The organism is Actinocatenispora rupis, from assembly GCF_016861975.1.
In the GTDB taxonomy this organism is placed as follows: domain Bacteria; phylum Actinomycetota; class Actinomycetes; order Mycobacteriales; family Micromonosporaceae; genus Actinocatenispora; species Actinocatenispora rupis.
Genome location: NZ_BOMB01000013.1, coordinates 85350 through 110962 on the forward strand (window position 1 = coordinate 85350; position 25613 = coordinate 110962).

Here is a 25613-nt window from a genome sequence, read left to right on the forward strand (position 1 = left end):
CGGTCAGTCGGTCGCGGCGATCGGCGCGGTCACCGCGTTCGTGAGGCGGGCGAGGTCGGCGGCGGCGAGTTCGAGTTCGAGCCCGCGGCGCCCCGCCGAGCAGTACACCGTCTCGTACTCCCCGGCCGACGTGTCGAGCACGGTGGGCAGGCGCTTGCGCTGGCCGAGCGGGCTGATGCCGCCCCGCACGTACCCGGTGGCGCGCTCGGCGGCGGTCGGGTCGGCCATCGCGGCCTTCTTCCCGCCGACCGCGGCGGCCAGCGCCTTCAGGTCCAGCGACGCCGTCACCGGTACGACGGCGACCGTGAGCGCCCCGTCCACCTCGGCGACCAGCGTCTTGAACACCCGCCCCGCCGGTACGCCGAGCGCTTCGGCGGCCTCCGCCCCGTACGACTCGGCCCGCGGGTCGTGCGTGTACTCGTGGACCCGGTGTGTCACCTTCTGCCGCGCGACGAGAGCGGTCGCCGGCGTTCCCTTGCCCGCCACGGCAGCGGAGCCTACCCGCCGCCGGTACCGGCCGGCCGGGCATTTCCCACCGCGCCGCCGGCCGGCAGCGGGGTGCAGAGCAGGGCGGTCGGGGTGCCGGCGATCCGGGTGACGACCACGGTGGCGGTCGCGTCGCCGGCCGGCTTGAGCTGCCTGCGCAGCGCGTCCGGGTCGAGCGCGATGCCGCGCTTCTTGATGGTGACGACACCGACGCCGCGCGAGCGCAGCACCGCGCGCAACCGCTTCACCGAGTACGCCAGCACCTCGTCCACCGCGTACCCGCGGGCGAAGGGGGTGGCGGCGGGGCGGTCGGTGTAGAGGTAGCCGACGCCGGGTTCGCCGATGGTGCCGCCGATCCGGTCGGCGAGTTCGGCGACGAGGTGCGCGCGCAGCACCGCCCCGTCCGGCTCGTACAGGTACGCCCGGACCGGGCCGACCGTCGCCTCCCGCGTACCGTCGCCGGTCAGGTCGGCGGCGCCGGTGGCGTCGAGCACGGTGGCGCGCCGCGGTACCCGGGCGAGCGGGCCGCACCAGAGCGCCGCCTCGACGACCTCGCCGCGGACCGAGACCCATTCGGCCTCGGCGCCGGGCGGCAGCAGCGCGTGGTCGATGCCGGGGCCGAGCTTGAGGCACGTCGTACCGGCGGTGAGGTCGAGCAGGAAGTCCCAGGGCGGCGAGTACGCGGAGGGGTCGAAGACGCGGCGTCCACCGCTGCGCCGGGCCGGGTCGCAGAACACCGCGTCGGCGCCGGCGCGGTCGACGGTCGTCGCGTCCGCGCACCGTACGTCGACGAGATGGCTCAACCCGGCCGACTCCGCGTTGGCCGCGGCGACCGCGGCCGTACCGGGGTCGGCGTCGACGGCGGTCACCCGCAACCCGGCCCGCGCGTACGCGAGGGCGTCGGTGCCGATGCCGCAGCACAGGTCCAGCACCGTCCGTACGCCGGCGGCGGCGAGTCGCCGGGCCCGCCGGTCGGCGACCACGGGGCGGGTGGCCTGCTGGAGCCCGTCGGCCGTGAACCACATCCGGGCGGCGTCCGGTCCGAACTTCGCCGCCGCCCGCGCGCGCAGCGTCGCCTGCCCGTACGCCGCGGCCGCCAGGTCGGCCGGGTATCCGGACCGGCGCAGTGCCTCCACCCCGGCCAGCGGGTCACCCGCCGCCAGCGGTGCCGCCGCGGCGAGCGCCGCCGAGCCGTCCGCGCCGAGCAGCGCCTGCAGCATCTCCGGTGTCACCCCGCCGATGCTGCCCTACCGCGGTCAGGCGTGCGGCAGGTGCTCGTCGACGACGCAGTCCGGGCCGGGGAAGACCAGGTTCTCGTGTCCGTCCGGGAAGCGCACCAGGTACGGCGGCTCGCCGTGGTCGCCGCGCACCTCGATGATCTCGCCCACCCGGTCGTGTTCGCCGACCGTACGACCATGGACGTGCAGGTGGTCACCAACTGTGGCCTGCATGTTCCTCACCTCCGTACGTCACCCTCCAGTCTGCGGTCGGGCGGGGACGCACGGAAGCGGTTCGGCTCACGGCGTACGCTCGGCTGCGGCACCGTACCGGCGTGGCGATTGGCACTCTCCTTGACGGAGTGCCAGCCGCCGACCTAACCTTCGGTTAGCACTCTCGCTCTTAGGGTGCCAGCAAGTACGAGAAGGCCGAGCGGTCCGGCCACCCGCGACGACGGACCCGCCGGTCACATCAGGCATGAAGATCAAGTACCCATGGAGGGTCTTGCCGTGACCACCGCGACCAAGGTTGCGATCAAGCCGTTGGAGGACCGGATCGTCGTCTCCGCCAACGAGGCTGAGACCACGACCGCGTCGGGCATCGTCATTCCCGACACCGCCAAGGAGAAGCCGCAGGAGGGCACCGTCCTCGCCGTCGGCCCCGGCCGTATCGACGACAAGGGCAACCGAGTGCCGGTCGACGTCAAGGAAGGCGACGTCGTCATCTACTCGAAGTACGGCGGCACCGAGGTCAAGTACGCGGGCGAGGAGTACCTCATCCTCTCCGCGCGCGACGTCCTCGCGATCGTCCAGAAGTGACGACAGCGCAGTAACCACTCGCCCCGGGGTTGGCCGCGTGCCGACCCCGGGGCGGTTCCATCTTCAATCCCGTAACGACACGAAGGACCGGAGATGCCCAAGATTCTCAGCTTCTCCGACGACGCCCGGAAAGGCTTGGAGCGCGGGGTCAACGCGCTCGCCGACGCGGTCAAGGTGACCCTCGGTCCGCGCGGGCGCAACGTCGTGCTCGACAAGAAGTTCGGCGCTCCGACGATCACCAACGACGGCGTCACCATCGCCAAGGAGATCGACCTCGCCGACCCGTACGAGAACCTCGGCGCGCAGCTCGCCAAGGAGGTCGCCACCAAGACCAACGACGTGGCCGGCGACGGTACGACCACGGCCACGGTCCTGGCCCAGGCGATGGTCCGGTTCGGTCTGCGCAACGTGGCGGCCGGCGCCAACCCGACCGCGCTCAAGCGCGGCATCGACGCCGCCGTCACGACCGTCTCGGACGCGCTGCTCGCCAAGGCCACCGAGGTCGACACCCAGGAGCGGATCGCCCACGTGGCAACCGTCTCGGCCCAGGACTCGACGATCGGTGACCTGATCGCCGAGGCCATGGAGCGGGTCGGCCGCGAAGGCGTGATCACCGTCGAGGACGGCTCGACGCTGACCACCGAGCTGGAGATCACCGAGGGGATGCAGTTCGACAAGGGGTTCCTCTCGCCCCACTTCATCACCGACGCCGAGTCCGGCGAATCGGTGCTGGAGGACGCGTACATCCTGATCACGACCGAGAAGATCTCCTCCGTCGAGGACCTCCTCCCCGTACTGGAGAAGGTCCTGGAGGCGGGCAAGCCGCTGCTGATCGTGGCCGAGGACGTGGACGGCCAGGCGCTGTCGACGCTCGCGGTGAACGCGGTCCGCAAGACGCTCAAGGCGTGCGCGGTCAAGGCGCCCGGGTTCGGCGACCGCCGCAAGGCGATGCTGCAGGACCTGGCGATCCTGACCGGCGCCGAGGTCGTCTCCCCCGAGCTGGGGTACAAGCTCGACGCGGTCGGCCTGGACGTGCTCGGCACCGCGCACCGGGTGGTCGTCACCAAGGAGACCACCACCGTCGTCGACGGCGGCGGCTCCGACACCGCGGTCGCCGACCGGGTGGAGCAGATCAAGCGCGAGATCGACGACTCCGACTCCGACTGGGACCGGGAGAAGCTGTCCGAGCGGCTCGCGAAGCTGTCCGGCGGCGTGGCGGTCATCAAGGTGGGTGCCGCCACCGAGGTCGAGATGAAGGAGAAGAAGCACCGCATCGAGGACGCCATCTCGGCGACCAAGGCCGCGGTCGAGGAGGGCACCGTACCGGGCGGCGGCGCGGCGCTCATCCAGGTCGCCGGCGAACTCGACGGCGGGCTCGGCCTGACCGGCGACGAGGCGGTCGGCGTGGCGCTGGTCCGCAGGTCGCTGTCCGAGCCGCTGCGCTGGATCGCGGAGAACGCCGGCCGGGACGGTCACGTCGCGGTCGAGCGCGTCCGCGACGCCGAGTTCGGCACCGGGCTCAACGCGGCCACCGGGGAGTACGTGGAGCTGGCCAAGGCCGGCATCATCGACCCGGTCAAGGTCACCCGCAACGCGGTGGCGAACGCGGCGAGCATCGCCAGCCTGCTGCTCACCACGGAGAGCCTGGTCGTGGACAAGCCCGAGGAGGCCGAGGAAGCCGGCCACGGCCACTCGCACGGCCACGGCCACCAGCACGGCCCCGGCTTCTGAGGGTAGGGGTCGCTGCGCCGGCCTGATTCGTCCGCCGGACTGCGCCGATCTCCGGCTTGTGTGCTGACGCACACGGCGCCGAATCTCGGCTTGCCGGCGAACGAATCAGGCTCGGCTCGCTCGCGTCCCCAGTAGGTGATGTTCGAGCGATACACGGTGGGGCTGACCTTTGGTCAGCCCCACCGTCGTGTCCGGGGGGTCTACGCGGGGACGGATTCGGGGGTGTCGGCGCCGCGGAGGCGGGCGTCCAGGCGGTGGAGGTCGACGCGGCGGTGGCGGCGGTCCGCCAGGTCCTCCCAGCCGGTGTCGATCAGGCGCTGGCGTTCGGATTCGCTCAGCCCGCCCCACACGCCGTACGGCTCGTGCACCTTCAGGGCGTGCGCGGCGCACTGGGCCCGTACGGGGCAGCTGCCGCACACGGCCTTCGCGTCCCGCTCGCGCCGGGTACGGGACGGTCCGCGCTCGCCTTCCGGATGGAAGAAGACCGCGCTCGGCAACCCCCGGCAGTTGCCGGCGAGCTGCCAGTCCCACAGGTCGGCGTTGGTACCCGGTAGGCGACGGATGTCCGCCATCAGCCCTCCTTGCTCATCGTTCGCCCTCCGTCCGGTTCGCCGCCGCGGGTGCGGCGGTCCGCCGGACCTTGGCCGACCACACGTGGCCGGCCGGCCGACCACGCTCACGTGTCATCCGGTGCCGGCCCCCCGCTGCCCGCCGCCATCGGCGACGATGGCGTACGTGCACGAGTCGGCCCCGGATGTCTGGTGTCTGCCCTGGGCGTACCCGGGGCCGCCCGCCCGCAAACGGGTCGTACCGGGAAGCCTCGACGCGGTGGAGCGCGCGCTGTGGTTCGGCACCCCGAAACGGGCGTTGTCCCTGCTCGGCGAGCATCCGGACACCCCGCGTACCGGCTGGCTGCGGACCGTCGCGTTGCTCGCCACCGGCCGGTACGAGGAGGCCGGGGCCGTCGCGTTCCCGGGGTCGGCCGGGCGGTGGCCGGCGCTGCTCGCGGCGGCGTCGGCGAGCGTGGCCCGGCAGTGCGGCAGGTACGCGGAGGCCGCCGAACGCGACGCGTACGCGCTGGCCGCGGCGGGCGCGGACGCCGAGGCACGCGCCGACGCCCTGGTCGGGTTGACCGCCGACGCGGTGGGCGCCGCCGACCCTCACACCGCGGCCGTACGCCTGGCCGAGTTGGACGCGATGGTGGACGGCGCCGGCTGGCGCGCGGGCGTACGGCGGGGATGGGTGGCGTGTGAACTGGCGCTGCTCACCGACCGGCCGGCACGGGCCGCCGAGGCGTCCCGCGATGCCGTACGGCGGGCCGAGGCGGCCCAGGCGCCCCGGCACCTTGCGAAGAGTTTGCTCTTTTATGGCGTTTCAATGCGGGAACTTGCTCGCAGACAAGCGGTCGCACCCCTATTCCGGTCCGCGGCGGTGATACTGGGGAGAGCGGAACGGCTCGCGGCGGCGGTCGAGGCGTTTCCACTGCTGGAGGTGGCGTGCCGGCAGCGGCAGGAGACCTTGGAGGAGGTCACTGTGACGGGGGAAGCTGTGGCGCAGAACACGTACACCAAAGTCGCGTCATGAGCCCGAGTCACCGGGGTCTCTCTGTCAGCGAGAGAGGAGAAACACGTGCGCTCGGTGCTCGTCTGTGTACGAACGCCCGTGGCGGCGCAGCGGATCGCCGCATGGGCGGCGCATCTCGGCGTGGCCGCCGCGGTCCGGACGGCGCTGTCCGGTGAGGAGGCGCTGGCCCGTATGGGCGAGCGCCCGGCGGACGTCGTCCTGATCGATGTCGGCATGACCCGACCCGACCCGGTGCAGTTCACGCGCCGGGTCCTCAGCCGCGGACCACACACCGCGCTGGTACTCGTCGGTGCGGACGACCCGCGGGCCGCCGCCGCCGCCGTCGCCGCGGGTGCCCGCGGCGTGATCCGGGCCGGCGAACACGGGGAGGACCTGGTCAGCGCGCTGGCCCAGGGCATCCTCCTGGCCTGCCCGAACGGCAGCCGTACGACCCCGGTCGCCAGCCCGGCGCTGGGCCGCCCCACCACCGCGCCCACCGTACGGCGCAGTGTCCTGACCGAACGCGAGCTCCAGGTCCTGCGCGGCATGAGCGAGGGCAAGAGCAACGCGGAGATCGGCCGGGAGCTGTTCGTGTCGGAGGACACGGTCAAGACGCACGCCCGTCGACTGTTCCGGAAGCTCGGTGCGCGGGACCGCGCACACGCCGTGGCCTCCGCGTTCCGCTCCGGTCTGGTGACCTGACGGGTCGGAGTACGGATCGACGGACGTCGACTGAGCGAAGATCGCCGCAAACACGCTACCGTTCGGCGGAAGGCCCCGGGGTCGCGCGTCGCAGTGATGGCGGAGCGCAGGACGGGCCGTGACTCGTGACCCCGGCCGTAACGGGAGAGTGCGAGCGCGCGATGACATCACCGGAGGCGGGTCTCACCGAACTCGCCGTGCGCGCCGCCGCCGGAGACCGAGCGGCGGTGGACGAGCTGCTCGCGAGGGTCCGACCGATCGTCGTCCGGTACTGCCGGGCCAGGCTGGGCCGGACAGGAGGCGGCGCGTACACGACGGCCGATGATGTGGCGCAGGAGGTGTGCATCGCCGTGCTGGGCGCACTACCGCGGTACCGGGAGTCCGGGTCGCCGTTCACCGCGTTCGTGTTCGGGATCGCCGCGCACAAGGTCGCCGACGCGCACCGCGGTGCCTCCCGGGAGAAGTCCGAGCCGGTGGCGGCGCTGCCCGAGCGGGCCGACGTGCACGCCGGTCCGGAGGCGCGCGCGGTGCAGCTCGACGCGGTCGGGCGGATGCGCCGGCTGCTGGACCGGCTCAGCCCGCAGCACCGTGAGGTCATCGTGCTGCGGGTCGGCGTGGGGCTGACGGCCGAGGAGACCGGCCGGGCGCTCGGCATGACCGCCGGCGCCGTACGGGTGACGCAGCACCGGGCCCTCAACCGGCTCCGCGCGCTCGCCGCCGAGCTGTACGACGAGGTTCCGGTATGAGGGGCGACGACACGCGGGCCGACCGGGAGAGGGTCACGCTGGACGCGGTCGAGCGGGACGACCGGGCGCTGGACGCGCTGGCCGGACTCGGCGACCCGGCCGATGCGCGTACCGACGACCCGACCCTGCGCCTGCTCGCCGCCTGGCACGCGGACCTGTCCGCCGACGGCCCCGTTCCGGCATACGACGTTGAAGAGCCTGCGACGGTACGGGCCGCGGCGCCGGACATCGCCCGTACCCGCCGGCGTACGGCCGGGTCGGTGGAGCCGGACCGTACCCGGCCGGGGAAGCGGCGTGGTCGTCGGCGCGGCAGCCGGCTGGCCCTGGCGACCGGGGTCGCGGTGCTTGCCACGACCGGGTTCGCCGGGGTGGCGATGGCCGCGGGCGGCGCGACGCCGGGCAGCCCGCTGTTCTCCCTGACCAAGGTCATCTACCCGGACCGCGCCTCGGTACGGGAGCACCAGGCCGCCGCCGCGCACGACCTCGCGTCCGCGCGCAAGGCCGCCGCCGAGGGCCGCGACGACGACGCCCGGCGGTACCTGGACGACGCGGACCGGCACAGCCGCGAGATGCCGTCGTCCGACGCGGACGCCGTGCGCCGGGACGCCGACGACGTACGCCGGAGTCTCGGGCCGTCGCCGTCGACGGACGCGGCCGGCGGCAACAACAACATCGCGCCGCCGAGCAGCGGGCAGCCGAGCCCGAGTACCGAGCCGGGGTCGCCGTCGCCGTCGGGTGGCGCGTCCGAGCAGCCGCCGCCGAGCCCGTCGCCGTCCGGCGAGTCCGCGACGACGAACGGCGACGACGGCAACGGCAGCCAGGACGGCAACGGTGGCCAAGGCAAAGGGCACAAGAAACATGAGTCGCTGAGCCTCGGCGCTCTGACCGCGCTGCTCCCCGTTCGCTGAGCCGCGCCCGGTCCTGCGCGGGGCCCTGGCTCAGTCCTCGCCGGTGGCGTCGTGGGCGCCGTCGACGTAACCCCGCGCGTACTCCCAGGTGACGTAGTGGTCGGGGTCGGGCTGGTACGCGGGCTCGTGCAGGCGGGGCTGGTCGTGCTCCAGCAGGTGCCGCAGGTTGCCGCGGAGCAGCTCCCACCCGAAGTAGTGCGGCTCGTGGCAGTCCTCGCAGTCGATGACGAGACCGCGGATGCCGGTGGGCTCCAACCAGCGCTGGAACTCGTCCAGGTCGTCGAGGTCCGCGCTGACCTCGTCCCGCTCCTCCGGACTCAACGGCTGCCCGGACACGTCGTCGGACAGGCCCGCCGTCGGATCGGCCGGGTCGTTGGCGAAGGGGTCGAGCGGCTCGTCACGCACCTGACAACGGTATCGCCATTGGGGCGTTTCGCGCCGCCCTCGCCGGTACGCCTCGCGTGGTGGGGGCAACACCCCGTTGGCGTACGGCCGGTCCGGTTCGTGCAGGTCGCGGGGCGTAGGATCGGACTACGCGGCGCCCGGACCGCACGGAGCGTTGTCGCGGATGCGCGCGTGTCGGTAGAAACCCGGCCCGTCCACGGGGCCGCCCACGATCGGATCAACATGGCTGCCACGCATCCCGCCGACCACTCCCAGGACCTTCCGCTCGGTCCCGCGGCGACACTGCCGCTCGGGCTCACCTTCGACGACGTGCTGCTCCAGCCGGTCGAATCGGACGTCGACCCGGCCGAGATCATCCCCGCGACCAGGCTCACCAAGGACATCGAACTGTCCATGCCGCTGGTGTCCAGCGCGATGGACACCGTCACCGAGGCGCGGATGGCGATCGCCATGGCCCGGCTCGGCGGCATCGGCGTACTGCACCGCAACCTGTCCATCGAGGAGCAGGCCAGCCAGGTCGACCTGGTCAAACGGTCCGAGGCCGGCATGATCACCCATCCGGTGACGTGTTCGCCCGAGGACACCCTCCGGGACGTGGACGCGCTGTGCGCGCGGTACCGGATCTCCGGGGTGCCGGTGGTCGACGCGGACGGCATCCTGCTCGGCATCGTGACCAACCGCGACATGCGGTTCGTCGCGGACAAGGCCACCCCGGTGCACTCGGTCATGACCCCGCAGCCGCTGGTCACGGCGCCGGTCGGGGTGAGCCGCGAGGACGCGTTCGGGCTGCTCCGGGCGCACAAGGTGGAGAAGCTGCCGCTGGTCGACGACGGCGGCCGGCTGCGCGGGCTGATCACCGTCAAGGACTTCACCAAGTCCGAGCAGTACCCGGGGGCGACGAAGGACCCGGCCGGGCGGCTGCGGGTGGCGGCGGCCGTCGGCATCGGCGACGACTCGTACAAGCGGGCCCGCGCGCTGGTGGACGCCGGCGTCGACGTGGTCGTGGTGGACATGGCGCACGGGCACAGCCGCGCCGTCATGGAGATGGTCGCCCGGGTCAAGAAGGACACCGGGGTGCAGGTCATCGGCGGCAACGTCGTCACGTACGAGGGGGCGAAGGCGCTCGCCGAGGCGGGCGTGGACGCGGTGAAGGTCGGCGTCGGCCCCGGCTCGATCTGTACGACACGGGTGGTCGCCGGCGTCGGCGTACCGCAGATCACGGCGATCATGGACACCGTCGCCGCGTGCCGGCCGCTCGGCGTGCCGGTCATCGCCGACGGCGGCATGCAGTACTCGGGGGACATCGCGAAGGCGATCGTCGCCGGCGCCGACTCGGTGATGCTGGGTTCCCTGCTCGCCGGCTGCGAGGAGAGCCCCGGCGAGCTGATCTTCATCAACGGCAAGCAGTTCAAGTCGTACCGGGGGATGGGGTCGCTCGGCGCGATGCAGACCCGCGGCGCCGGCAAGTCCTACTCCAAGGACCGGTACTTCCAGGGCGACGTCGCCACCGACGACCAGCTCATCCCCGAGGGCATCGAGGGACAGGTGCCGTACCGGGGGCAGCTGCGCGCCGTGGCGCACCAGCTCGTCGGCGGCCTCCGCCAGGCCATGCTCTACTCCGGCGCCGGCACCGTCCCGGCGCTCCAGGAGCGTGGCCGGCTCATCCGGATCACCGCGGCCGGCCTCAAGGAGAGCCACCCGCACGACATCCTGATGACGTCCGAGGCGCCCAACTACCACACGCGGTAGAGCGTGCGCGGGGTCCGCGTGCGCGTCGTCGTACGCGGGCTCCGGCGGCTCGTCCGCTCGTGTTGCCCGGTACAGTGCCGTTTCGGGTGTCCAGCGGCGGGAGGGGTCCAGCGTGCGTGACATGGTCGAGATCGGGATGGGCAAGGCGGCGCGGCGCGGATTCCACCTCGACGAGGTGGCGCTGGTGCCGACCCGGCGCACCCGGGACGTCAACGAGGTGTCCACCGCCTGGCAGCTCGACGCGTACCGGTTCGACATCCCGTGCGTGGCGCACCCCTCCGACGCCACCATGAGCCCCGACAGCGCCGTCGCGCTCGGCCGGGCCGGCGGCCTCGGCGTCCTCAACGCTGAAGGACTCTGGACGCGGTACGAGGACCCCATCCCCGTGCTGCACGAGCTCAGCCAGCTCGACGAGGAGGCCGCCGCCACCCGCCGCCTCCAGCAGATGTACGCGGAACCCATCCGCCCCGAACTCATCGGCGAGCGCGTCAAGCAGATCCGCGACGCCGGCGTCACCGTCGCCGTACGGGTGTCGCCGCAGCACACCCTCCAGCTCGCGCCCGTCATCCTCGACGCCGGCATCGACATCCTCGTCGTCCAGGGCACCATCGTGTCCGCCGAGCACGTCTCGACCACCGACGAGCCGCTCAACCTCAAGGAGTTCATCGCCGACCTCGACCTGCCCGTCATCGCCGGTGGCTGCACCAACTACCAGACCGCACTGCACCTCATGCGTACCGGTGCGGCCGGCGTCATCGTCGGCGTCGGCGCCGACGACTTCTCCACCACCGACACCGTCCTCGGCATTCGCGTACCGATGGCCACCGCCATCTCCGACGCCGCCGCCGCCCGCCGCGACTACCTCGACGAGACCGGCGGCCGGTACGTGCACCTCATCGCCGACGGCGGCCTCGGTACCTCCGGCGACATCGCCAAGGCCCTCGGCTGCGGCGCCGACGCCGTCATGCTCGGCGAACCGCTCACCCTCGCCACCGACGCCCCCGCCGGCGGCGCCTGGTGGCACTCCGCCGCCAGCCACCCCAAACTGCCCCGCGGCATGTTCAGCCCCGCCGGCGAACAGCTCGGCACCCTCGAAGAGGTCCTCTACGGCCCCTCCGACGACCCCGAAGGCGCCATGAACCTCTTCGGCGGCCTCCGCCGCGCCATGGCCAAGTGCGGCTACTCCGACCTCAAGGAGTTCCAGCGGGTGAACCTCATCCTCGACCGCTAGTTTTTGGATGACGCTGCGGCAAGTCCCGTTTCCCCACATCACCGTTACGGCACAACCGATTCACCACTTTTCCTTGGTACGCAAGGGAAACCGGCGGCTCGCGTCGGTGCAACCGTTGTGCGCCAACGCGTTCAGAGGGGGAGGGCGGGGGTTTCGCCGGTGAGTACGAGGCGGCGCTCGTCGTCGCGCTTGGCGACGGTGATGGTGAAGCCGCCGCGTACGGCGACGAGCTCGGTGTGGCTGCTGCGTACGACGGCCCAGCCCTCGTCGGCGAGGTAGCGGCGGGCGGCGGCGAGTCGCGTGGGGGCGGGGGTGCCGGCGGGATCGCCGATCTCGACGCGGATCCGGCTGGTCACGGCGGTGGCCGCGCCGTCGGAGATGGCACCGGCGCCGCCGGGCCCGGCGTCGTGGACGACGACGGGCTGCTGGTCGGGTACCGCGGCGACGGCGGCGACGAGGAGCAGGCCCCGCAGCTCGTCGCGCGCCTGGTACGGGCTGTTCGGCCGACGGTCCGCGGTCACGCCCCGGTACCTCCCGGCTCGGGCCCGGACCACCGCACGAGCGCGCCGCCGACCGTACCGACGGTGTCGAGGACGCCGTCGAGTGCGGCGGCCGGTGCCGGTCCGGGCGGGGCCGGTGTGCCGGGTTCGTCGAGGCCGGCGAGCACGAGTTCCTCGTCGAGGGTGGTGTCGGTGAGGGTGACGTCGCCGAGCCGGCCGGTGACGACGCGGGCCAGGTTGTCGAGCGACTCGGAACCGACCGCGTAGTAGCGGCCGTGTCCGGTGACCTCGGCGCCGCCCTGCGTCTCCAGCCGGGTCACGTCACCGAAGTCGGCGGGGTCCGCGCCGTGCGCCCGGGAGTACGCCAGGGCGTCGCCGGGTGCGCGCATCGCCCAGAACCGGGTGCCGGTGCGCGCGGTGCGGACGGGGTCGGGCAGGTCGTCGGCGGGGCCGGGCCGGGCCGGGCGCAGGTCGACGGCGGACCGGATCCGTTCGCCCAGCCCGGCGCTGCCGACGAACACCACGTCGTCCGGCTGGTACCCGGCGCGCAGCGCGGCGGCGACCAGTACGGTGCCGAGGCCGTGCGCGACGACCACGGTGTGCGCGTCCGGCGCCATCGTCGGCCGGAGCCCGGCGACGAACCGGCGCAGCGCGCTCGCGCCCGCCCGCGCCCGGGCCGGGACCGCGCCGGCGCCGGCCGCGTCGTACCCGAGCCAGGCGACGACGGCGGTGCCGGGGCCGGTGGCGTCGGCGAGCGTGCGCGCGTCGTTCGCCAGGGAGTTGAAGGTGTCGAGGCCGTTGCGCCCGCCGGGCACCAGCACCGCGACCCGCCGCGCCGTGCCCAGGTCGCCGAAGACCTCCGCGATCCGGCCAGCGCCGCTCGGGTCGAACGCCAGGAACCTCCGCTCGTACTGCCCGCTCGTGCGCTCGCCGGTCTCCGGGTCCACCGCGGCCACCGTACGGCTGGCGAGGAACGAGTTGAGCGTGCCGATCCGCTGGTTGATCGCGTCGATCGTACGGGCCCGGGTCACCGTGCGCGCCTCGTCCGACGCCGCCGCCAGTTCCGTACGGCTGCGGCGCAGGTCGGCCCGGTTCTCGTCGATGAGCTGCCGGTTCGCCGCGTACCGCTCGGACAGCGGCGCGCCCGGCAGGTGCGCGACCAGCCCCGGCCGCCGCCGGCGCGCGCGGGCCCGCCGGTTCGCCGGGAGCGACCCGTAGAACAGCAGGACGGCGCCGGCCAGGTCGGCGACCGACCCGTGCCGCGCGGCGAGCGCGTCGAGCGAGTCGACGTCGGACCGGTCGTCGTCCGCCTGCTCGTCGCCCGCCAGCGCGCCGCCCGTACCGTCGGCGTCCGCGGCCACGGAACCGGCGCCCGTACCAGCGTCGGTGTCCGGGCCCGCGTCGGCGCCGGCGGGCCGGCTGCCGAGGGCGCGGGAGGCGTGCGCGTCGGCCGCCTCCGCCACCACCAGCGCCTGCGCCGCCAACGACGCCGCCGTACGCCGGACCGAGTCGTACACCCCGGCGAGGGGGCCGAGCATCGTCGGCGGGAGGACGGTGACGTCGGCCCGCCCGTACACCTGGCAGCCGACGAGGTGGGCGAAGTTGTCGGCCAGGTCGAGCAGCTGGCGTGCCTCGTCGAGCCGGTCGGCCAGGCCCGAGATCACCGTGGACGCCTGCGAGTGCGCGTCGCCGAGCCGGTGCGCGTCGTCGGCCAGCGCGTGCCGGTGCGCCGTCGACGCGGTCGCCGCCGGGCCCTGCCAGCCGGCCAGGTCCCGGCCCGCCGACTCGACCGCCTGCTCCACCACCGTCGAGATCCGCTGCGCGTGCGTACGCAGGGCTTCCGCCATCGCCGCGACCCGCTCCGGCCGTACCTTCCGGAGCTGCTCGACGGTCAACATGGATCCCCGGTCTCACGCAGGGCGCGCTGGATCAGCCGCTCCGCGTCGTCGTACCGGTCGGCGGCGGCGCGGAGCTGGTCGGCATGGTCCGAGTACTCCGCGGCAAGGCCCCGGACGGAGGCGTCCCAGTGCTCGCCGAGGCTGGCCAGCGCCGCACCGGCGGACCAGCCACTCAGGCCGGCGTCGCCGAGCAGCTCGGCCGGCGCCGGCAGGGCGGGGTCCTCGGCGCGGTGGTCGTCCGCGCCGCCGAGCCGGGTACCGATCTCGGCGAGGCGGGCCGCGGCGCTGCGCAACCGGTCTGTGTCGACCTCGAACCGGTCCGCGGTCATGACCGTCTCCCTCCTGCCCGCGTACCGCAGATGGACCGGCGTGTCGGGCGAACCCCCGCCCGGACCCGACGTGCCGGTGCGGTCAATTGTTGATCTCTCGACCGCGTGCCGTCGTTACTGCTGACGCGCTACCCATCACGTGCCATACGGGGGATCATTGTCCATCGGCGCAAGTCCGCAGTGGGTGAGGAGCGCAATGGGTGTCGCAGATCCCGTCGCCGCCTTCGACGTGGTGGTGATCGGCTCCGGCTTCGGCGGCAGCGCCGCGGCGCTGCGCCTCACCGAGAAGGGGTACCGGGTGGCCGTCGTCGAGGCGGGCCGCCGGTTCGCCGACGACGAACTGCCGGAGACGTCGTGGCGGCTGCGCCGGTTCCTGTGGGCGCCGCGGCTCGGCTGCTTCGGCATCCAGCGGATCACCCTGCTGCGCAACGTACTCGTGCTGTCCGGTGCCGGCGTCGGCGGCGGCTCGCTGGTGTACGCGAACACGCTCTACCGGCCGCCCGCCGAGTTCTTCGCCGACCGGCAGTGGGCCGACATCACCGACTGGGCCGCTGAGCTCGCGCCGTACTACGACCAGGCGGAGCGGATGCTCGGCGTCGTGGAGTACGGCACGGACACGCCGTCCGACGTGGCGATGCGTACGGTGGCGGAGCGGATGGGCGTGGGCGACACGTTCCACCGGGCGCCGGTCGGGGTGTTCCTCGGCATGCCCGGCCGCACCGCCCCCGACCCGTACTTCGGGGGTGCGGGCCCGGCGCGCACGGGCTGCCTGGAGTGCGGCGAGTGCATGACCGGCTGCCGGCACAACGCGAAGAACACGCTGGTCAAGAACTACCTGTACCTGGCGGAGCGGGCCGGCGCGCGGGTGTTCCCGCTGAGCACCGTCACCGCGGTACGGCCCGCGCCCGGCGGCGGATACCGGGTGGAGATGGCGCGTACCGGGACGCGGGGCGGGCCGCGCGACCGGCGGGTGTTCGCGGCCGGCCAGGTGGTCTTCGCGGCCGGCGCCCTCGGTACCCAGCGGCTGCTGCTCCGGATGCGCGACGACGGCGTACTGTCCGGCCTGTCGCCGGCGCTGGGCACGCTGACCCGTACCAACTCGGAGTCGATCGTCGGGGCGCGGTCGCGCCGGTCCGACGTGGACTTCACCCGCGGGGTGGCGATCACCAGCTCGTTCCATCCCGACGCGCGCACCCACATCGAGCCCGTCCGGTACGGCCGCGGGTCGAACGCGATGAGCCTGCTGCAGACCGTCCTCACCGACGGCGGCGGGCGCTGGCCGCGGGCGTTCACCTGGCTGGCCGAGGCGGCGCGGCACCCGGGCGCGCTGGCCCGCAGCCTGTCCACCCGGCACTGGTCCGAACGCACGATCATCGCGCTGGTCATGCAGTCGCTGGACAACTCGCTGACCGTCCGGCAGCGCCGCACCCTGTTCGGCGGCCACACCCTCACCACCACCCAGGGGTACGGCGAGCCGAACCCGGCGTGGATCCCCGCCGGCAACGAGGCGGTACGCCGGCTCGCCGAGGAGATCGACGGCGACGCCGGCGGTACCTGGGGCGAGATCGCGAACATCCCCATCACCGCGCACATCCTCGGCGGCTGCCCGATCGCCGACTCGCCCGACCGCGGCGTACTCGACGGCTACCAGCGCGTCCACGGCCACCCCGGCCTGCACGTACTCGACGGCGCGGCGGTGTCCGCCAACCTCGGCGTCAACCCGTCGCTCACCATCACCGCGCAGGCCGAGCGCGCCCTCGCGTACTGGCCGAACCACGGGGACGCCGACCCGCGGCCGCCGCTGGGCGAGCCGTACCGGCAGGTCGTGGCGGTGGCGCCGCGCTCGCCCGTGGTGCCCGCCGGCGCCCCCGGCGCCCTCCGCCTGCCGTCCTGACGCGCTCCGGGCGCGGTCAGGCGCTGAGGGCGTACAGGACGGCGCGGAGGTCGGCGTCGGTCCGGTCCCGACCGGTACGCCAGGCGAGGCGGAGCGACAGCGGCGCGGCGGCCGGCTGCGGCAGCCGTACGAGACGGCCGGTGGCCAGGTCGTCGGCGACGGCGAACTCGGGCAGCAGCGCGTGCCCGCGGCCGCCCGCCGCCCACGCCCGGATCACGCCGACCGTCCCCAGCTCGACCCGGTCCGCCGCGGTGCCGAGCACCCGGTCGGCGGCCAGCCAGAACGAGCAGCCCGGCTCCGTACAGAGCAGCGGGCCCTCCGGGCGGTCCGGCGCACCGACCAGTACCAGGGGGACGTCGGCGACGTCGAGGAAGTCGAGCGTGGTGCCCGGCGGTGGCGCGAACCCGAGACCGCCGAGCGTGTCGCCGGTGTCCAGGAACAGCCCGGCGTCGAGGTCGTCGGCGGCCAGCGCGGCGAGCAGCGCGCCGCGCTGCATCGGCCGGGCCAGTACGGTCAGGTCGGGGTGGCGGTCGGCGAGCCGGTCCAGCATCTCCGGCAGCAGCCCCGCGACCAGCGTCTCCAGCGCGCCCACCCGTACGCCGGCGTGCCGGCCGGTCACCTCGGCGCGGACCCGTTCCACGTACCCGAGGAGGTCCTCGGCGTGGCGGCCGAGGCGCTGGCCGGCGCGGGTGGGGCGCATGCCGGCGCCGGTGCGGTCGAACAGCCGCACCCCGAGATCGCGTTCCAGCGCCCGGACCTGGCCGGACACCGAGGACGGCGCGACGCCGAGGCGGGCCGCGGCGGCGGTCACCCCACCGGCCCGGAGTACGGCGAGGAAGCCGCGCAGATGGCTCGGGTTCACCCCGCAAAGCTAGCCCGGGTCTGCACAGGTTGCGGGGCCGGCTGCGCCGGGGCCTGTTCGCCGCGTTGTCGGCACGAGCGCACCCACCTGCACCTCCGCCTCGCGCAACGAACGGAATGCGGCTCGCCCGACCGAACCCGTGCAGACACGGGCTGGCCCGTACGGGATGTCCGAACGGTGCGTGCGGGGTTCGCGGTGGGCGGCCGCACACGTTCCGCCGGAGGCTGCGGACCATGACCGTACGCACCGCTGCTGGCCGCGACGCCGTTCTGCGCCGCGCCGTCCGACTCGTCGGCGTCTCCCTCGGGTACTTCCTCGTCCTGCTCGACACGACCGTGCTCACCGTGGCCCTGCCCGATCTGCGCCGCTCGCTCGGCGGCCCGGTCGCCGGCCAGCAGTGGGCGGTCGCCGGGTACACGGTGGTGTTCGCGGCGCTGCTGCTGGGCGCCGGCGCCGTCGCCGACCGGTACGGCGCCCGCCGGGTGTTCGCCGCCGGTGTCGCCGCGTTCGGGGTGTTGTCGCTGGCCAGCGCGGCAGCCCCGACCCTCTGGGTACTCGTCGTGCTGCGCGCGCTGCTCGGTGCGGCCGGCGCGGCGTGCCTGCCGGCGTCGCTGGCGCTGGTCGCGCGGCTCTACCCGGTCGCGGCCGAACGGGCGCGGGCGCTCGGCGCGTGGGCGGCGATCACCGGCGTGGCGCTCGCCGCCGGGCCGGTCGCGGGCGGCGCGCTGGTGTCGCTGGCCGGCTGGCGGGCCGTGTTCCTCGTGAACGTCCCGGTCGCCGCGCTCGCCCTGCTCCTCACCGCCGGCCGTACGCTCGCCGCGCCCCGCGGTACCGGCCGGGTCGACTGGGGTTCGCAGCTGCTCGCCGCCGCGTTCCTCGGGCTGGTCACGGCGGCCGTCATCGGGGCCGGCGCCTTCTCGCTGCCCACCGGCGCCGCCGCCCTGCTCGCCCTCGCCCTCCTCGTACGCCGGCAGCGCCGGGCGCCGCATCCGCTCGTACCGACGGCGCTGCTCCGGGTACCCGCGGCGCGGTCGGCGCTGCTGTCCGGCGCCGCGGTCAACTTCGCCCTGTCCGGCACCCTGTTCGTGGTGACGCTCGTCCTCCAGGACCGGTACGGCTGGGGTCCGCTCGCCGCGGGCCTCGCGTTCCTGCCGTTGACGCTGCCGACCGCGTTCAACCCGCTGGTCACCGGCCGCCTCGTCGCCCGGTACGGCCCGCGCCGCCCCGTACTCGCCGGCCTCGGCCTGCTCACCGCGGGCGCGCTGCTGCTCGCCGCCGCCCCCGGGTACGCGGTGCTCGCGGTGGGGTTGGCGGTGACCGGGCTGGGCGTCTCGTTCGCGCTGCCGGCACTGGTCACGGCCACGGTCGCCGCCGCGCCGGACGGTCTCGCCGGCACCGCGTCCGGCCTCCTCAACGCGGTACGCCAGGTCGGCGCGACGGTCGGGGTCGCCGCGATGGGCGCGGTCGTCGCGCCGGGCCTCGCTGCCGTACCGGTGGCGCTGCTGCTGTCCGCCGCCGTCGTCGCGGCCGCGCTCGCCGGCACCGCCCGGGCGTGACCGCCGCGCGGTCAGGAGAGGGCGCGCGCGACGAGGAGGAGTACCGCGAGCAGGGCGAACGCGAGGGAGGGGACGGTCTGGCCGGCGGCGTCGCGGTGCCGGAGGTGGAGTACGGCCGCGCCGAGCATGAGCAGGACCAGGCCGACCGCGGCGGCGACGCCGAGCGGCGCCCAGGCCAGCCCGACCAGCAACCCGGCCGCGGCCGCGACCTCCAGTACGCCGATGCCACGCCACGCGGGGTACGGGAAGCCCAGGTGGGCGGCGTTGTCCCGCATCGGCCGGAGGCCGGCGAGCTTGGCCGCGCCGGTGGCGAGGAACGCGACGGCGAGCAGGACGGACAGTACGACCGTGGCGACGAACACCGGAACCCTCCCGGGCGGCGAGCGCGGAGCGTGCGCGAGCACCGTACTCCGTCCGGCCGGCGCGGACCCCGGGGCACCTGGACGTGCCGGCGGGTTCGGTTGCGGCGCAAGGGGATCACTCGCCCCAGGTACGGATCAGGTCGGTCGGGGTGCGGGTGACCGGCAGCCCGGCCGTACGGGCGAGGTCGGCGAGGGTGACCGCGTCGGCGACGGCCACCCCGTCCGGGTCGTTGTTGAAGTACACGTACGTGTCGGCGTCGGCGTACGTGTCGGCGATCAGGTCGAGCCAGCGGCGCAGCCGGGCCCTCGGGTACCGGGGCCAGAGGTCTTCGCTGCCCTCGTGCAGGCGCAGGTACCCGAACCCCGCGGTACGCCAGGTCGGGGTGACGGGGCCGAGCCGGTCGGCCCAGCAGAGCGCGGCGCCGTGGCGTTCGAGGACGGCGCGGACCTCCGGGGTCCACCAGGACTCGTGCCGCGGTTCGACGGCGACGCGCTGCCCGGCGGGGAACGCGTCGAGCGTGGCGGACAGCAGGCCGGGATCGGCGGTGAGCGTGGGCGGCAGCTGGAGGAGTACCGGGCCGAGACGGTCGCCGAGCCCGGCGGCCCGGGACAGCAGCGTCGCCACCGGGTCCGCCGGTTCGCGCAGCCGCCGGACGTGGGTCAGGTAGCGGCTGGCCTTCACCGCCACCACGAACCCCGCCGGCGTACGGTCGTGCCAGCCGGCGAACGTCTCCCGGGCCGGCAGCCGGTAGAACGCGTTGTTCAGTTCCACCGTCGCGAACCGCTCCGCGTAGTACTCCAGCCAGCGGCGCTGCGGGACGCCCGGCGGGTACAGCACCCCGCGCCAGTCCCGGTACTGCCAGCCCGACGTACCGATCAGGATCACGGCCAGTGTCCTTGCGCCGCAACGGTGTCCGCACCTTCGGCGGCGAGCAGGTCGGCCAGCGCGGCGGCGTTGCGCGTCGCGTAGTCGCGGTAGCAGTTGTTCATCAGGACGTGGGTGCGTTCGGCGTGGCCGGCGAGTTCGGCGATCTTCGGCGCCCAGCCGGCCAGTTCCTCGGCGGAGTAGTCGTAGCCGAACTTCCGGTGGATGTCCTTGCTGGTCCACTGCTCGCTGTGGCCGTGGAAGCGGACCGCGGACAGCGGCGCGGTGGCCCGGAGTACCGGGGGGACGGAGGAGCGGTGGCCCTGCGGCATGTCGACCGCGACGTACGGGATCCGGTGGCGTGTCAGGAAGTCCAGCGTCTCGTCGGCGTTGTCGCCGTCGAACCAGCTCGCGTGCCGCAGCTCCACCAGGCACGGGATCGGCGCGCACCGGTGTGCGCACTCCAGCAGGTACTGCTTGTTGTCCCGCCGGATCGTGAACCACGGCGGGTACTGGAACAGCAGCGCGCCGAGCTTTCCGTTGCGTACCAAGGGGTCGAGGGCGGAGAAGAAGCGGTCCCAGCAGTCCTCCACGGTCTGCGGGTCGAGGTCCTTCGGGTAGACGTACGTCTTGTCGGTCTCCGGCCGCAGGTCCTTGTAGAGCGCGTTGACCCGGGTCGGGTGCCCGGTGAGCAGGCTGAACGCCTTCACGTTGAACGTGAAGCCCGCCGGGCTGCGGTCCGCCCACAACTCGGCCGTACGTTCCGCCGGCGGCGTGTAGTAGGTGGCGTCGACCTCGACGATCGGGAACCGGCTCGCGTAGTACTCCAGGCGGCGCTCGGCGTTGTCCGCGTCCGCCGGGTACCAGCCGGAGGCGAGCAGGGTCTTGTCGGTCCACGACGCGGTACCCACCAGGATGTCGCCCATGCGCCGAGTCCACCCCGCCGGCCGGTCCCGGGCAACCGGAACGGCCGATCACGGGCCGGTATCGGCCCGGTTGCGTCTCGTGTCCCGCCCCTCGTCCGCGCCGTCCGCCGCCGCTAGCCTGCGGGCATGCGTCCTGCGGACAGGCACCGACTCCGCCGTACCGGCCCGGCCGTGCTGGCCCTCGCCGCCGGGCTGCTGCTCGCCGGGTGCGGCCACGACGCGGCGGCGGTGACCGCGCCGGCGTTCCGGGTGCCGACGCCGCCGCCGATGGCGGGCGCGACGGCCGGCACCCTCGCCCAGGCGAACCAGTTCCTCACCAGTTTCGTGCACGGGCTCGACGCCGTACGCGATCCGAAGGTGGCGGTGGCGACGCTGCGGTCCTGCGGCGACGCCACCTGCCGGCACCTGGTCGCGGTCGCCCGCTCGATGCCGCGGACGAGCGAGGGGGACTACGGCGCGGGCTGGTCCATGGAGTACGGGGACACCATGATGGCCGCGGATCCGGCGCACCCGGGCAGCTGGTCGGTGGCGATCCGCCCGTTCTGGCGCGCCTCCGAGACGCCGTACGGCGGGCACGACGGCTGGACCACCGCGACGATGATCGACGTACGGCTGAAGTTGGTCGGCAAGGACCCGATGTCCGACTTCCGGGTCTGGATGACCCCGATCCCCGCGAGCCGGCAGGCGCCCGCGGCGATCAGCCTCGACCACCCGCGGATCGGCTGACCACACCGCCCGGGACCGGCCGCGACCGCGGGTCGGCCGCTGGCTACGCTCGGAGGATGGATCTCAAGCCCGTCCTCGTGGTGGACTTCGGCGCCCAGTACGCCCAGCTCATCGCCCGCCGGGTGCGCGAGGCGAACGTGTATTCCGAGATCGTCCCGCACTCGATGCCGGTCGCGGAGATGCTGGCGCGCAACCCCGCCGCGGTCGTCCTCTCCGGCGGCCCCGCCAGCGTGTACTCCGACGACGCGCCGGGCGTCGACCCGGCGCTGTTCGAGGCGGGCGTACCGGTGTTCGGGATCTGCTACGGGTTCCAGGCGATGGCGACGGCCCTCGGCGGCACGGTCGCGGAGACCGGGCGCCGCGAGTTCGGCGGGACGGCGCTGACGGTGACCGACCCAGGCGCCGTACTGGCCGACCTGCCGGCCGAGCAGCCGGTGTGGATGAGCCACAACGACGCGGTGACCGAGGCGCCGGACGGGTTCACGGTGACGGCCCGGTCGGCGGGCGCGCCGGTCGCGGCGTTCGAGGACACCGCGCGGGGCCTGGCGGGCGTGCAGTTCCACCCCGAGGTGGGGCACACCCCGCACGGGCAGGACGTGCTGCGCCGGTTCCTGTTCGACGTGGCGAAGCTGACGCCGAACTGGACGACCGGCAGCGTCATCGACGACCAGGTGGCCGCGATCCGGGCCACGGTGGGCGACTCCGCGGTGCTGTGCGCGCTGTCCGGCGGGGTCGACTCGGCGGTCGCCGCCGCGCTCGTCCAGCGGGCCGTCGGTGACCAGCTGACCTGCGTGTTCGTCGACCACGGCCTGCTGCGGGCGGGCGAGGCCGAGCAGGTCGAGCGGGACTACGTGGCCGCCACCGGCATCAAGCTGGTCGTGGTCGACGCGGCCGACCGGTTCCTCACCGCGCTCGCCGGGGTCACCGACCCCGAGCAGAAGCGCAAGATCATCGGCCGGGAGTTCATCCGGGTGTTCGAGTCGGCGGCCCGCGAGGTCGCCACCGCCGAGGGCGTCGAGTATCTGGTGCAGGGGACGCTCTACCCGGACGTGGTCGAGTCCGGCGGAGGCACCGGTACGGCGAACATCAAGTCGCACCACAACGTCGGCGGGCTCCCGGACGACCTGGCGTTCACGCTGGTCGAGCCGCTGCGCACGCTGTTCAAGGACGAGGTACGCGCGATCGGCCGCGAGCTGGGCCTGCCGGAGGAGATCGTCGGCCGGCACCCGTTCCCGGGGCCGGGGCTGGGCATCCGGATCATCGGCGCGGTCGACGCCGAGCGGCTGGCGATCCTGCGCGCCGCGGACAAGGTGGCCCGCGAGGAGCTGACCGCCGCCGGCCTCGACGCGACCATCTGGCAGTTCCCGGTCGTACTGCTGGCCGACGTGCGGTCGGTCGGGGTGCAGGGCGACGGCCGCACGTACGGGCATCCCGTGGTGCTGCGGCCGGTGGTCAGCGAGGACGCGATGACCGCCGACTGGGCCCGCCTGCCGTACGAGGTGCTGGAGCGCATCTCGACCCGCATCACCAACGAGGTGCCCGAGGTCAACCGCGTCGTCCTGGACGTGACGAGCAAGCCGCCGGGCACCATCGAGTGGGAGTGATCAGCTCTCCGGGATGAGCAGCGCCGCCGCCAGGTACGCCAGGATCAGCGTCCCGCCGGTGAAGAAGGCACCCAGTACGGCGGCGATCCGGACGATGTTCGGGTCGACGTCGAAGTACTCGCCGATGCCCGCGCACACGCCGGTGAGCTTCCGGTCGGTCCGGCTGCGCCGCAGCCGCTTGATCGAGTGGTCGGTCACCGGGGGGATGTTCGTCTCGGTCATCTCTGCCGCCTCCGCGGTAGGAGTGCGTCGGCGGGTCGGGCCCGCCGCCGCGGTGGTGAACTGCTGACTCCTCCACGGTGCGGCACTGGTGACCCGAGTGGCATCGGGTAGCGTCCCGGGTCCGACCCTGAGCCCCGACCCCGAGGAGGCGCGGTGCGCGACGCGCGACGGATCGCCGCGTACGGCGTGCTCACCGACGCCGCCGGCCGCGTCCTGCTCACCCGTTCCTCGGCGCTCTCCGACGTGCCGGGCACCTGGTACCTGCCGGGTGGTGGCGTCGAGCAGGGCGAGCCGCCCGCCGACGCGGTCATACGCGAGTTCGCGGAGGAGACGGGGCTGGCCGTCGCGGTGGACGGGCTGCGCGCGGTGACGGCCGACGTACTGGCGATCCCGGCGCGCGACCAGCTCCTGCACACCGACCGCATCCTGTACGACGTGCGGCTGCTCGGCGGCGACCTGCGCGACGAGCCGGTCGGTACGACGGACCTGGCCCGCTGGGTGCCGCGGACCGAGCTGGCGGGGCTGCCGCTGATGCCGTTCGTCGCGGACACCCTGGGCCTGCCGAGCACCCCGCCCCGGGTACGCGCGGACCTGCCGCCGGGCGCGCCCGCCCCCGCGCCGCCACCCGTACGGCCCACGTCCGGGCAGCGCTTCGCCGCCTACGGGTACGCCACGGATCCGGACGGTCGGGTGCTGTTGAGCCGGATCGCGCCCGGCTACCCCGGCGCCGGCCGCTGGCACCTGCCCGGCGGCGGCACCGACCACGGCGAGCAGCCGGCCGCGGCGCTGGCCCGCGAACTGACCGAGGAGACCGGACAACGCGGTACGGTCGGCGCTCTGCTGGACGTGTCCAGCGAACACGACCCGAATGCGCTCGGACCGGAGGGCTACCCGATCGACTGGCACGCGGTCCGCGTACTGTACCGGGTGATCGTGCGGGAGCCGAGCGTACCGACGGTGACCGAGGTGGGTGGTTCGACCGACGCCGCGGCCTGGTTTCCGGCCGACCGGCTCGTCGACCTGCCGGTCACTGGCGCGGTGCAGGCGGCACTGCACGCGGCCGTACGGCGGGACCGGTGACCATCACCGAGCGTTGCCCCACGTCGGGTGCATATGTGGTGGTTCGTCGGGGAATCGGCTAGAGTGGCCGATCACTGATATCGCCAAGGCGTGTTTCATATGCCATGGTGTAGGACGCGCACCGGACGGCCGCCGACCTGGCGGGACCAGCCGATCCGGTGAGGAGGAGACTGCGTGCCGAGAACTCCATGGCGCCGCCGCGTGACGGACAGTCCGCGCCCGGCCGGTCGCCGCATCACCCGGGGCCTACGCCGCGGCGGTTCCCTCGCCCGACGGGTGCTCGTCGGGCGGCGCCAGCACGACACCGCCGCGAGCCTGCGCCTGCCGGTCGACCCCCCGCGTGACGGCCAGCACCGCACCGTCGGCATGATCGCCCCGGTCAGCCCCGCCGTCCCGTCGTACCCGGCGGCCGAGCGCGTGCCGGAGCCGGCGCCGTCGCCCGTCGTACCGCGGCTGCTGCCCGGTGAGCACACCTGGAAGCGCCGCATCGGCTTCGCCCTGGCGAACGGCTGCACCGTCGCGAGCCTGCTGCTCGGCGTCACCGCGATCTTCCTCGCGATGGCCGGCAACCTGCGCGCCGGCGCGCTCTGCCTGATCGCCTGCGTCGTCTTCGACGGCCTCGACGGCGGCCTGGCCCGCGCGTTCAAGGTGGCCAGCCCGTTCGGCGCGCAGATGGACTCGATGGCCGACATGTGCTCGTTCGGCATCGCCACGCCGGTCCTCGTGTACAAGTGGCTCGCCGAAGGCGCGCCGGTCGCGGTGCTCGCCCCGGTCTGCGCCCTGGTCGCCGCGTGCGCCGCGATCCGGCTCGCCCGGTTCAACGTGTCGCCCAAGGACGGCAGCTACTTCTCGGGCATCCCGACCACGCTGGTTGCCGGCATCCTCGCGCTGGCCTGCCTGCTGCACCCGCGGCCAGGCCTGGCCCTCGTCGCCAGCATCGGCGTGCTGGCCATCCTGATGGTCACCACCTTCCCGTACGCGAAGCTCGCCCAGCTCCGCCGCCTCCCGCTCTGGCTCGTCGTCGTACCGGTGGCCGGCGCGCTGCTGAACCTCACTGCGACGTTCCTCGTACTCGTCGCGATCTACCTGCTGAGCGGCCCGCTGCTGTGGCTCAAGCACCGCCGCACCGCCCGTTCCGCCTCAGCCTGACGTACGCACGACGAAGGCCCCGCCGAGATTCGGCGGGGCCTTCGTCATGACAAACCTGGGCCAAGTCCAAGCGTCACCCGGGG

Annotated in this window: 27 protein-coding genes; 14 read left to right on the top strand and 13 right to left on the bottom strand. The window is 74.0% G+C overall.

Annotated features, from left to right (window positions below):
* Positions 1–3: 3 nt before the first annotated feature.
* The 3 genes from ybaK to Aru02nite_RS12620 are packed head-to-tail and all read right to left on the bottom strand — an operon-like array spanning position 4 to position 1937.
* The gene (gene ybaK, locus Aru02nite_RS12610; protein ID WP_203657659.1) at positions 4–486 is read right to left on the bottom strand and encodes a Cys-tRNA(Pro) deacylase; all 483 of its coding nucleotides are present in this window, start codon (positions 484–486) and stop codon (positions 4–6) included.
* 11 nt (positions 487–497) lie between these two features.
* A complete protein-coding gene (locus tag Aru02nite_RS12615) occupies positions 498–1718 on the bottom strand; it encodes a class I SAM-dependent methyltransferase (RefSeq protein ID WP_373324861.1) in 1221 nt (406 codons plus the stop codon).
* A gap of 24 nt (positions 1719–1742) precedes the next feature.
* Positions 1743–1937, bottom strand: coding sequence for a DUF1918 domain-containing protein (locus Aru02nite_RS12620; RefSeq protein WP_203657660.1), 195 nt, complete (start codon positions 1935–1937; stop codon positions 1743–1745).
* A 276-nt stretch (positions 1938–2213) separates the two neighbouring features.
* Here Aru02nite_RS12620 and groES point away from each other — a divergent pair, with 276 nt between their 5' ends.
* Both groES and groL read left to right on the top strand, forming a co-directional pair.
* Entirely contained in the window at positions 2214–2522 is a 309-nt protein-coding gene (gene groES, locus Aru02nite_RS12625; RefSeq protein ID WP_505712018.1) for a co-chaperone GroES, read from the top strand.
* Positions 2523–2615: 93 nt separating this feature from the next.
* On the top strand, positions 2616–4253 hold the full coding sequence (gene groL / locus Aru02nite_RS12630; RefSeq protein WP_203657662.1) for a chaperonin GroEL: 1638 nt from the start codon (positions 2616–2618) through the stop codon (positions 4251–4253).
* Positions 4254–4453: 200 nt separating this feature from the next.
* Here groL and Aru02nite_RS12635 read toward each other — a convergent pair whose 3' ends face one another.
* The gene (locus Aru02nite_RS12635; protein ID WP_203657663.1) at positions 4454–4825 is read right to left on the bottom strand and encodes a WhiB family transcriptional regulator; all 372 of its coding nucleotides are present in this window, start codon (positions 4823–4825) and stop codon (positions 4454–4456) included.
* Positions 4826–4988: 163 nt separating this feature from the next.
* Between Aru02nite_RS12635 and Aru02nite_RS12640 the strand changes: the two genes are divergently transcribed.
* The 4 genes from Aru02nite_RS12640 to Aru02nite_RS12655 all read left to right on the top strand — a co-directional run bounded on the left by Aru02nite_RS12640 (position 4989) and on the right by Aru02nite_RS12655 (position 8172).
* Positions 4989–5837 (top strand): hypothetical protein, encoded by an 849-nt coding sequence (locus Aru02nite_RS12640; RefSeq protein ID WP_203657664.1) that lies wholly within the window; start codon positions 4989–4991, stop codon positions 5835–5837.
* 45 nt (positions 5838–5882) lie between these two features.
* Positions 5883–6518: a response regulator transcription factor gene (locus tag Aru02nite_RS12645; RefSeq protein WP_203657665.1), complete on the top strand. Its 636-nt coding sequence runs from the start codon at positions 5883–5885 to the stop codon at positions 6516–6518.
* Positions 6519–6679: 161 nt separating this feature from the next.
* Positions 6680–7264, top strand: coding sequence for an RNA polymerase sigma factor ShbA (gene shbA / locus Aru02nite_RS12650; protein WP_203657666.1), 585 nt, complete (start codon positions 6680–6682; stop codon positions 7262–7264).
* Positions 7261–8172, top strand: a complete 912-nt coding sequence (locus tag Aru02nite_RS12655) for a hypothetical protein (protein WP_203657667.1) — start codon at positions 7261–7263, stop codon at positions 8170–8172. Before shbA ends, Aru02nite_RS12655 begins: the two co-directional genes overlap by 4 nt.
* Positions 8173–8202: 30 nt before the next feature.
* Here the strand turns inward: Aru02nite_RS12655 and Aru02nite_RS12660 are convergent, their stop codons facing one another.
* A complete protein-coding gene (locus Aru02nite_RS12660; RefSeq protein ID WP_203657668.1) occupies positions 8203–8577 on the bottom strand; it encodes a DUF5319 domain-containing protein in 375 nt (124 codons plus the stop codon).
* Positions 8578–8799: 222 nt separating this feature from the next.
* On the opposite strand from Aru02nite_RS12660, the gene guaB reads away from it, so the two are divergent.
* Together guaB and Aru02nite_RS12670 are read left to right on the top strand one after the other, a co-directional pair.
* Positions 8800–10326, top strand: a complete 1527-nt coding sequence (gene guaB / locus Aru02nite_RS12665; RefSeq protein ID WP_203657669.1) for an IMP dehydrogenase — start codon at positions 8800–8802, stop codon at positions 10324–10326.
* Between the two features lie 112 nt (positions 10327–10438).
* Positions 10439–11557, top strand: coding sequence for a GuaB3 family IMP dehydrogenase-related protein (locus Aru02nite_RS12670; protein WP_203657670.1), 1119 nt, complete (start codon positions 10439–10441; stop codon positions 11555–11557).
* Between the two features lie 131 nt (positions 11558–11688).
* Here the strand turns inward: Aru02nite_RS12670 and Aru02nite_RS12675 are convergent, their stop codons facing one another.
* The 3 genes from Aru02nite_RS12675 to Aru02nite_RS12685 are packed head-to-tail and all read right to left on the bottom strand — an operon-like array spanning position 11689 to position 14284.
* Entirely contained in the window at positions 11689–12078 is a 390-nt protein-coding gene (locus Aru02nite_RS12675) for a hypothetical protein (protein WP_203657671.1), read from the bottom strand.
* Entirely contained in the window at positions 12075–13955 is a 1881-nt protein-coding gene (locus Aru02nite_RS12680; protein ID WP_203657672.1) for an alpha/beta hydrolase, read from the bottom strand. The genes Aru02nite_RS12675 and Aru02nite_RS12680 overlap by 4 nt, the downstream gene beginning before the upstream one ends.
* Entirely contained in the window at positions 13949–14284 is a 336-nt protein-coding gene (locus Aru02nite_RS12685) for a type VII secretion target (RefSeq protein ID WP_203657673.1), read from the bottom strand. Before Aru02nite_RS12685 ends, Aru02nite_RS12680 begins: the two co-directional genes overlap by 7 nt.
* Positions 14285–14480: 196 nt before the next feature.
* Between Aru02nite_RS12685 and Aru02nite_RS12690 the strand changes: the two genes are divergently transcribed.
* A complete protein-coding gene (locus tag Aru02nite_RS12690) occupies positions 14481–16178 on the top strand; it encodes an FAD-dependent oxidoreductase (RefSeq protein ID WP_203657674.1) in 1698 nt (565 codons plus the stop codon).
* Positions 16179–16194: 16 nt separating this feature from the next.
* Here Aru02nite_RS12690 and Aru02nite_RS12695 read toward each other — a convergent pair whose 3' ends face one another.
* Positions 16195–17040, bottom strand: coding sequence for a LysR family transcriptional regulator (locus tag Aru02nite_RS12695; RefSeq protein ID WP_203657675.1), 846 nt, complete (start codon positions 17038–17040; stop codon positions 16195–16197).
* Positions 17041–17273: 233 nt separating this feature from the next.
* Here Aru02nite_RS12695 and Aru02nite_RS12700 point away from each other — a divergent pair, with 233 nt between their 5' ends.
* Entirely contained in the window at positions 17274–18596 is a 1323-nt protein-coding gene (locus Aru02nite_RS12700) for an MFS transporter (protein ID WP_203657676.1), read from the top strand.
* A gap of 11 nt (positions 18597–18607) precedes the next feature.
* Here the strand turns inward: Aru02nite_RS12700 and Aru02nite_RS12705 are convergent, their stop codons facing one another.
* The 3 genes from Aru02nite_RS12705 to Aru02nite_RS12715 all read right to left on the bottom strand — a co-directional run bounded on the left by Aru02nite_RS12705 (position 18608) and on the right by Aru02nite_RS12715 (position 20749).
* Complete coding sequence (locus Aru02nite_RS12705) at positions 18608–19000, bottom strand: DoxX family protein (protein WP_239076638.1); 393 nt, start codon at positions 18998–19000, stop codon at positions 18608–18610.
* Between the two features lie 73 nt (positions 19001–19073).
* Positions 19074–19844 (bottom strand): DUF72 domain-containing protein, encoded by a 771-nt coding sequence (locus Aru02nite_RS12710; protein WP_203657677.1) that lies wholly within the window; start codon positions 19842–19844, stop codon positions 19074–19076.
* On the bottom strand, positions 19841–20749 hold the full coding sequence (locus tag Aru02nite_RS12715) for a DUF72 domain-containing protein (RefSeq protein WP_203657678.1): 909 nt from the start codon (positions 20747–20749) through the stop codon (positions 19841–19843). Before Aru02nite_RS12715 ends, Aru02nite_RS12710 begins: the two co-directional genes overlap by 4 nt.
* A gap of 126 nt (positions 20750–20875) precedes the next feature.
* Here Aru02nite_RS12715 and Aru02nite_RS12720 point away from each other — a divergent pair, with 126 nt between their 5' ends.
* On the top strand, positions 20876–21475 hold the full coding sequence (locus Aru02nite_RS12720) for a hypothetical protein (protein ID WP_203657679.1): 600 nt from the start codon (positions 20876–20878) through the stop codon (positions 21473–21475).
* 56 nt (positions 21476–21531) lie between these two features.
* Entirely contained in the window at positions 21532–23079 is a 1548-nt protein-coding gene (guaA, locus tag Aru02nite_RS12725; RefSeq protein WP_203657680.1) for a glutamine-hydrolyzing GMP synthase, read from the top strand.
* Here the strand turns inward: guaA and Aru02nite_RS12730 are convergent, their stop codons facing one another.
* On the bottom strand, positions 23080–23301 hold the full coding sequence (locus Aru02nite_RS12730) for a PspC domain-containing protein (protein WP_203657681.1): 222 nt from the start codon (positions 23299–23301) through the stop codon (positions 23080–23082).
* 153 nt (positions 23302–23454) lie between these two features.
* On the opposite strand from Aru02nite_RS12730, the gene Aru02nite_RS37195 reads away from it, so the two are divergent.
* A complete protein-coding gene (locus Aru02nite_RS37195) occupies positions 23455–24381 on the top strand; it encodes an NUDIX hydrolase (protein ID WP_203657682.1) in 927 nt (308 codons plus the stop codon).
* A 234-nt stretch (positions 24382–24615) separates the two neighbouring features.
* Positions 24616–25530, top strand: coding sequence for a CDP-alcohol phosphatidyltransferase family protein (locus Aru02nite_RS12740; protein ID WP_373324862.1), 915 nt, complete (start codon positions 24616–24618; stop codon positions 25528–25530).
* The last annotated feature ends 83 nt before the right edge of the window (positions 25531–25613 follow it).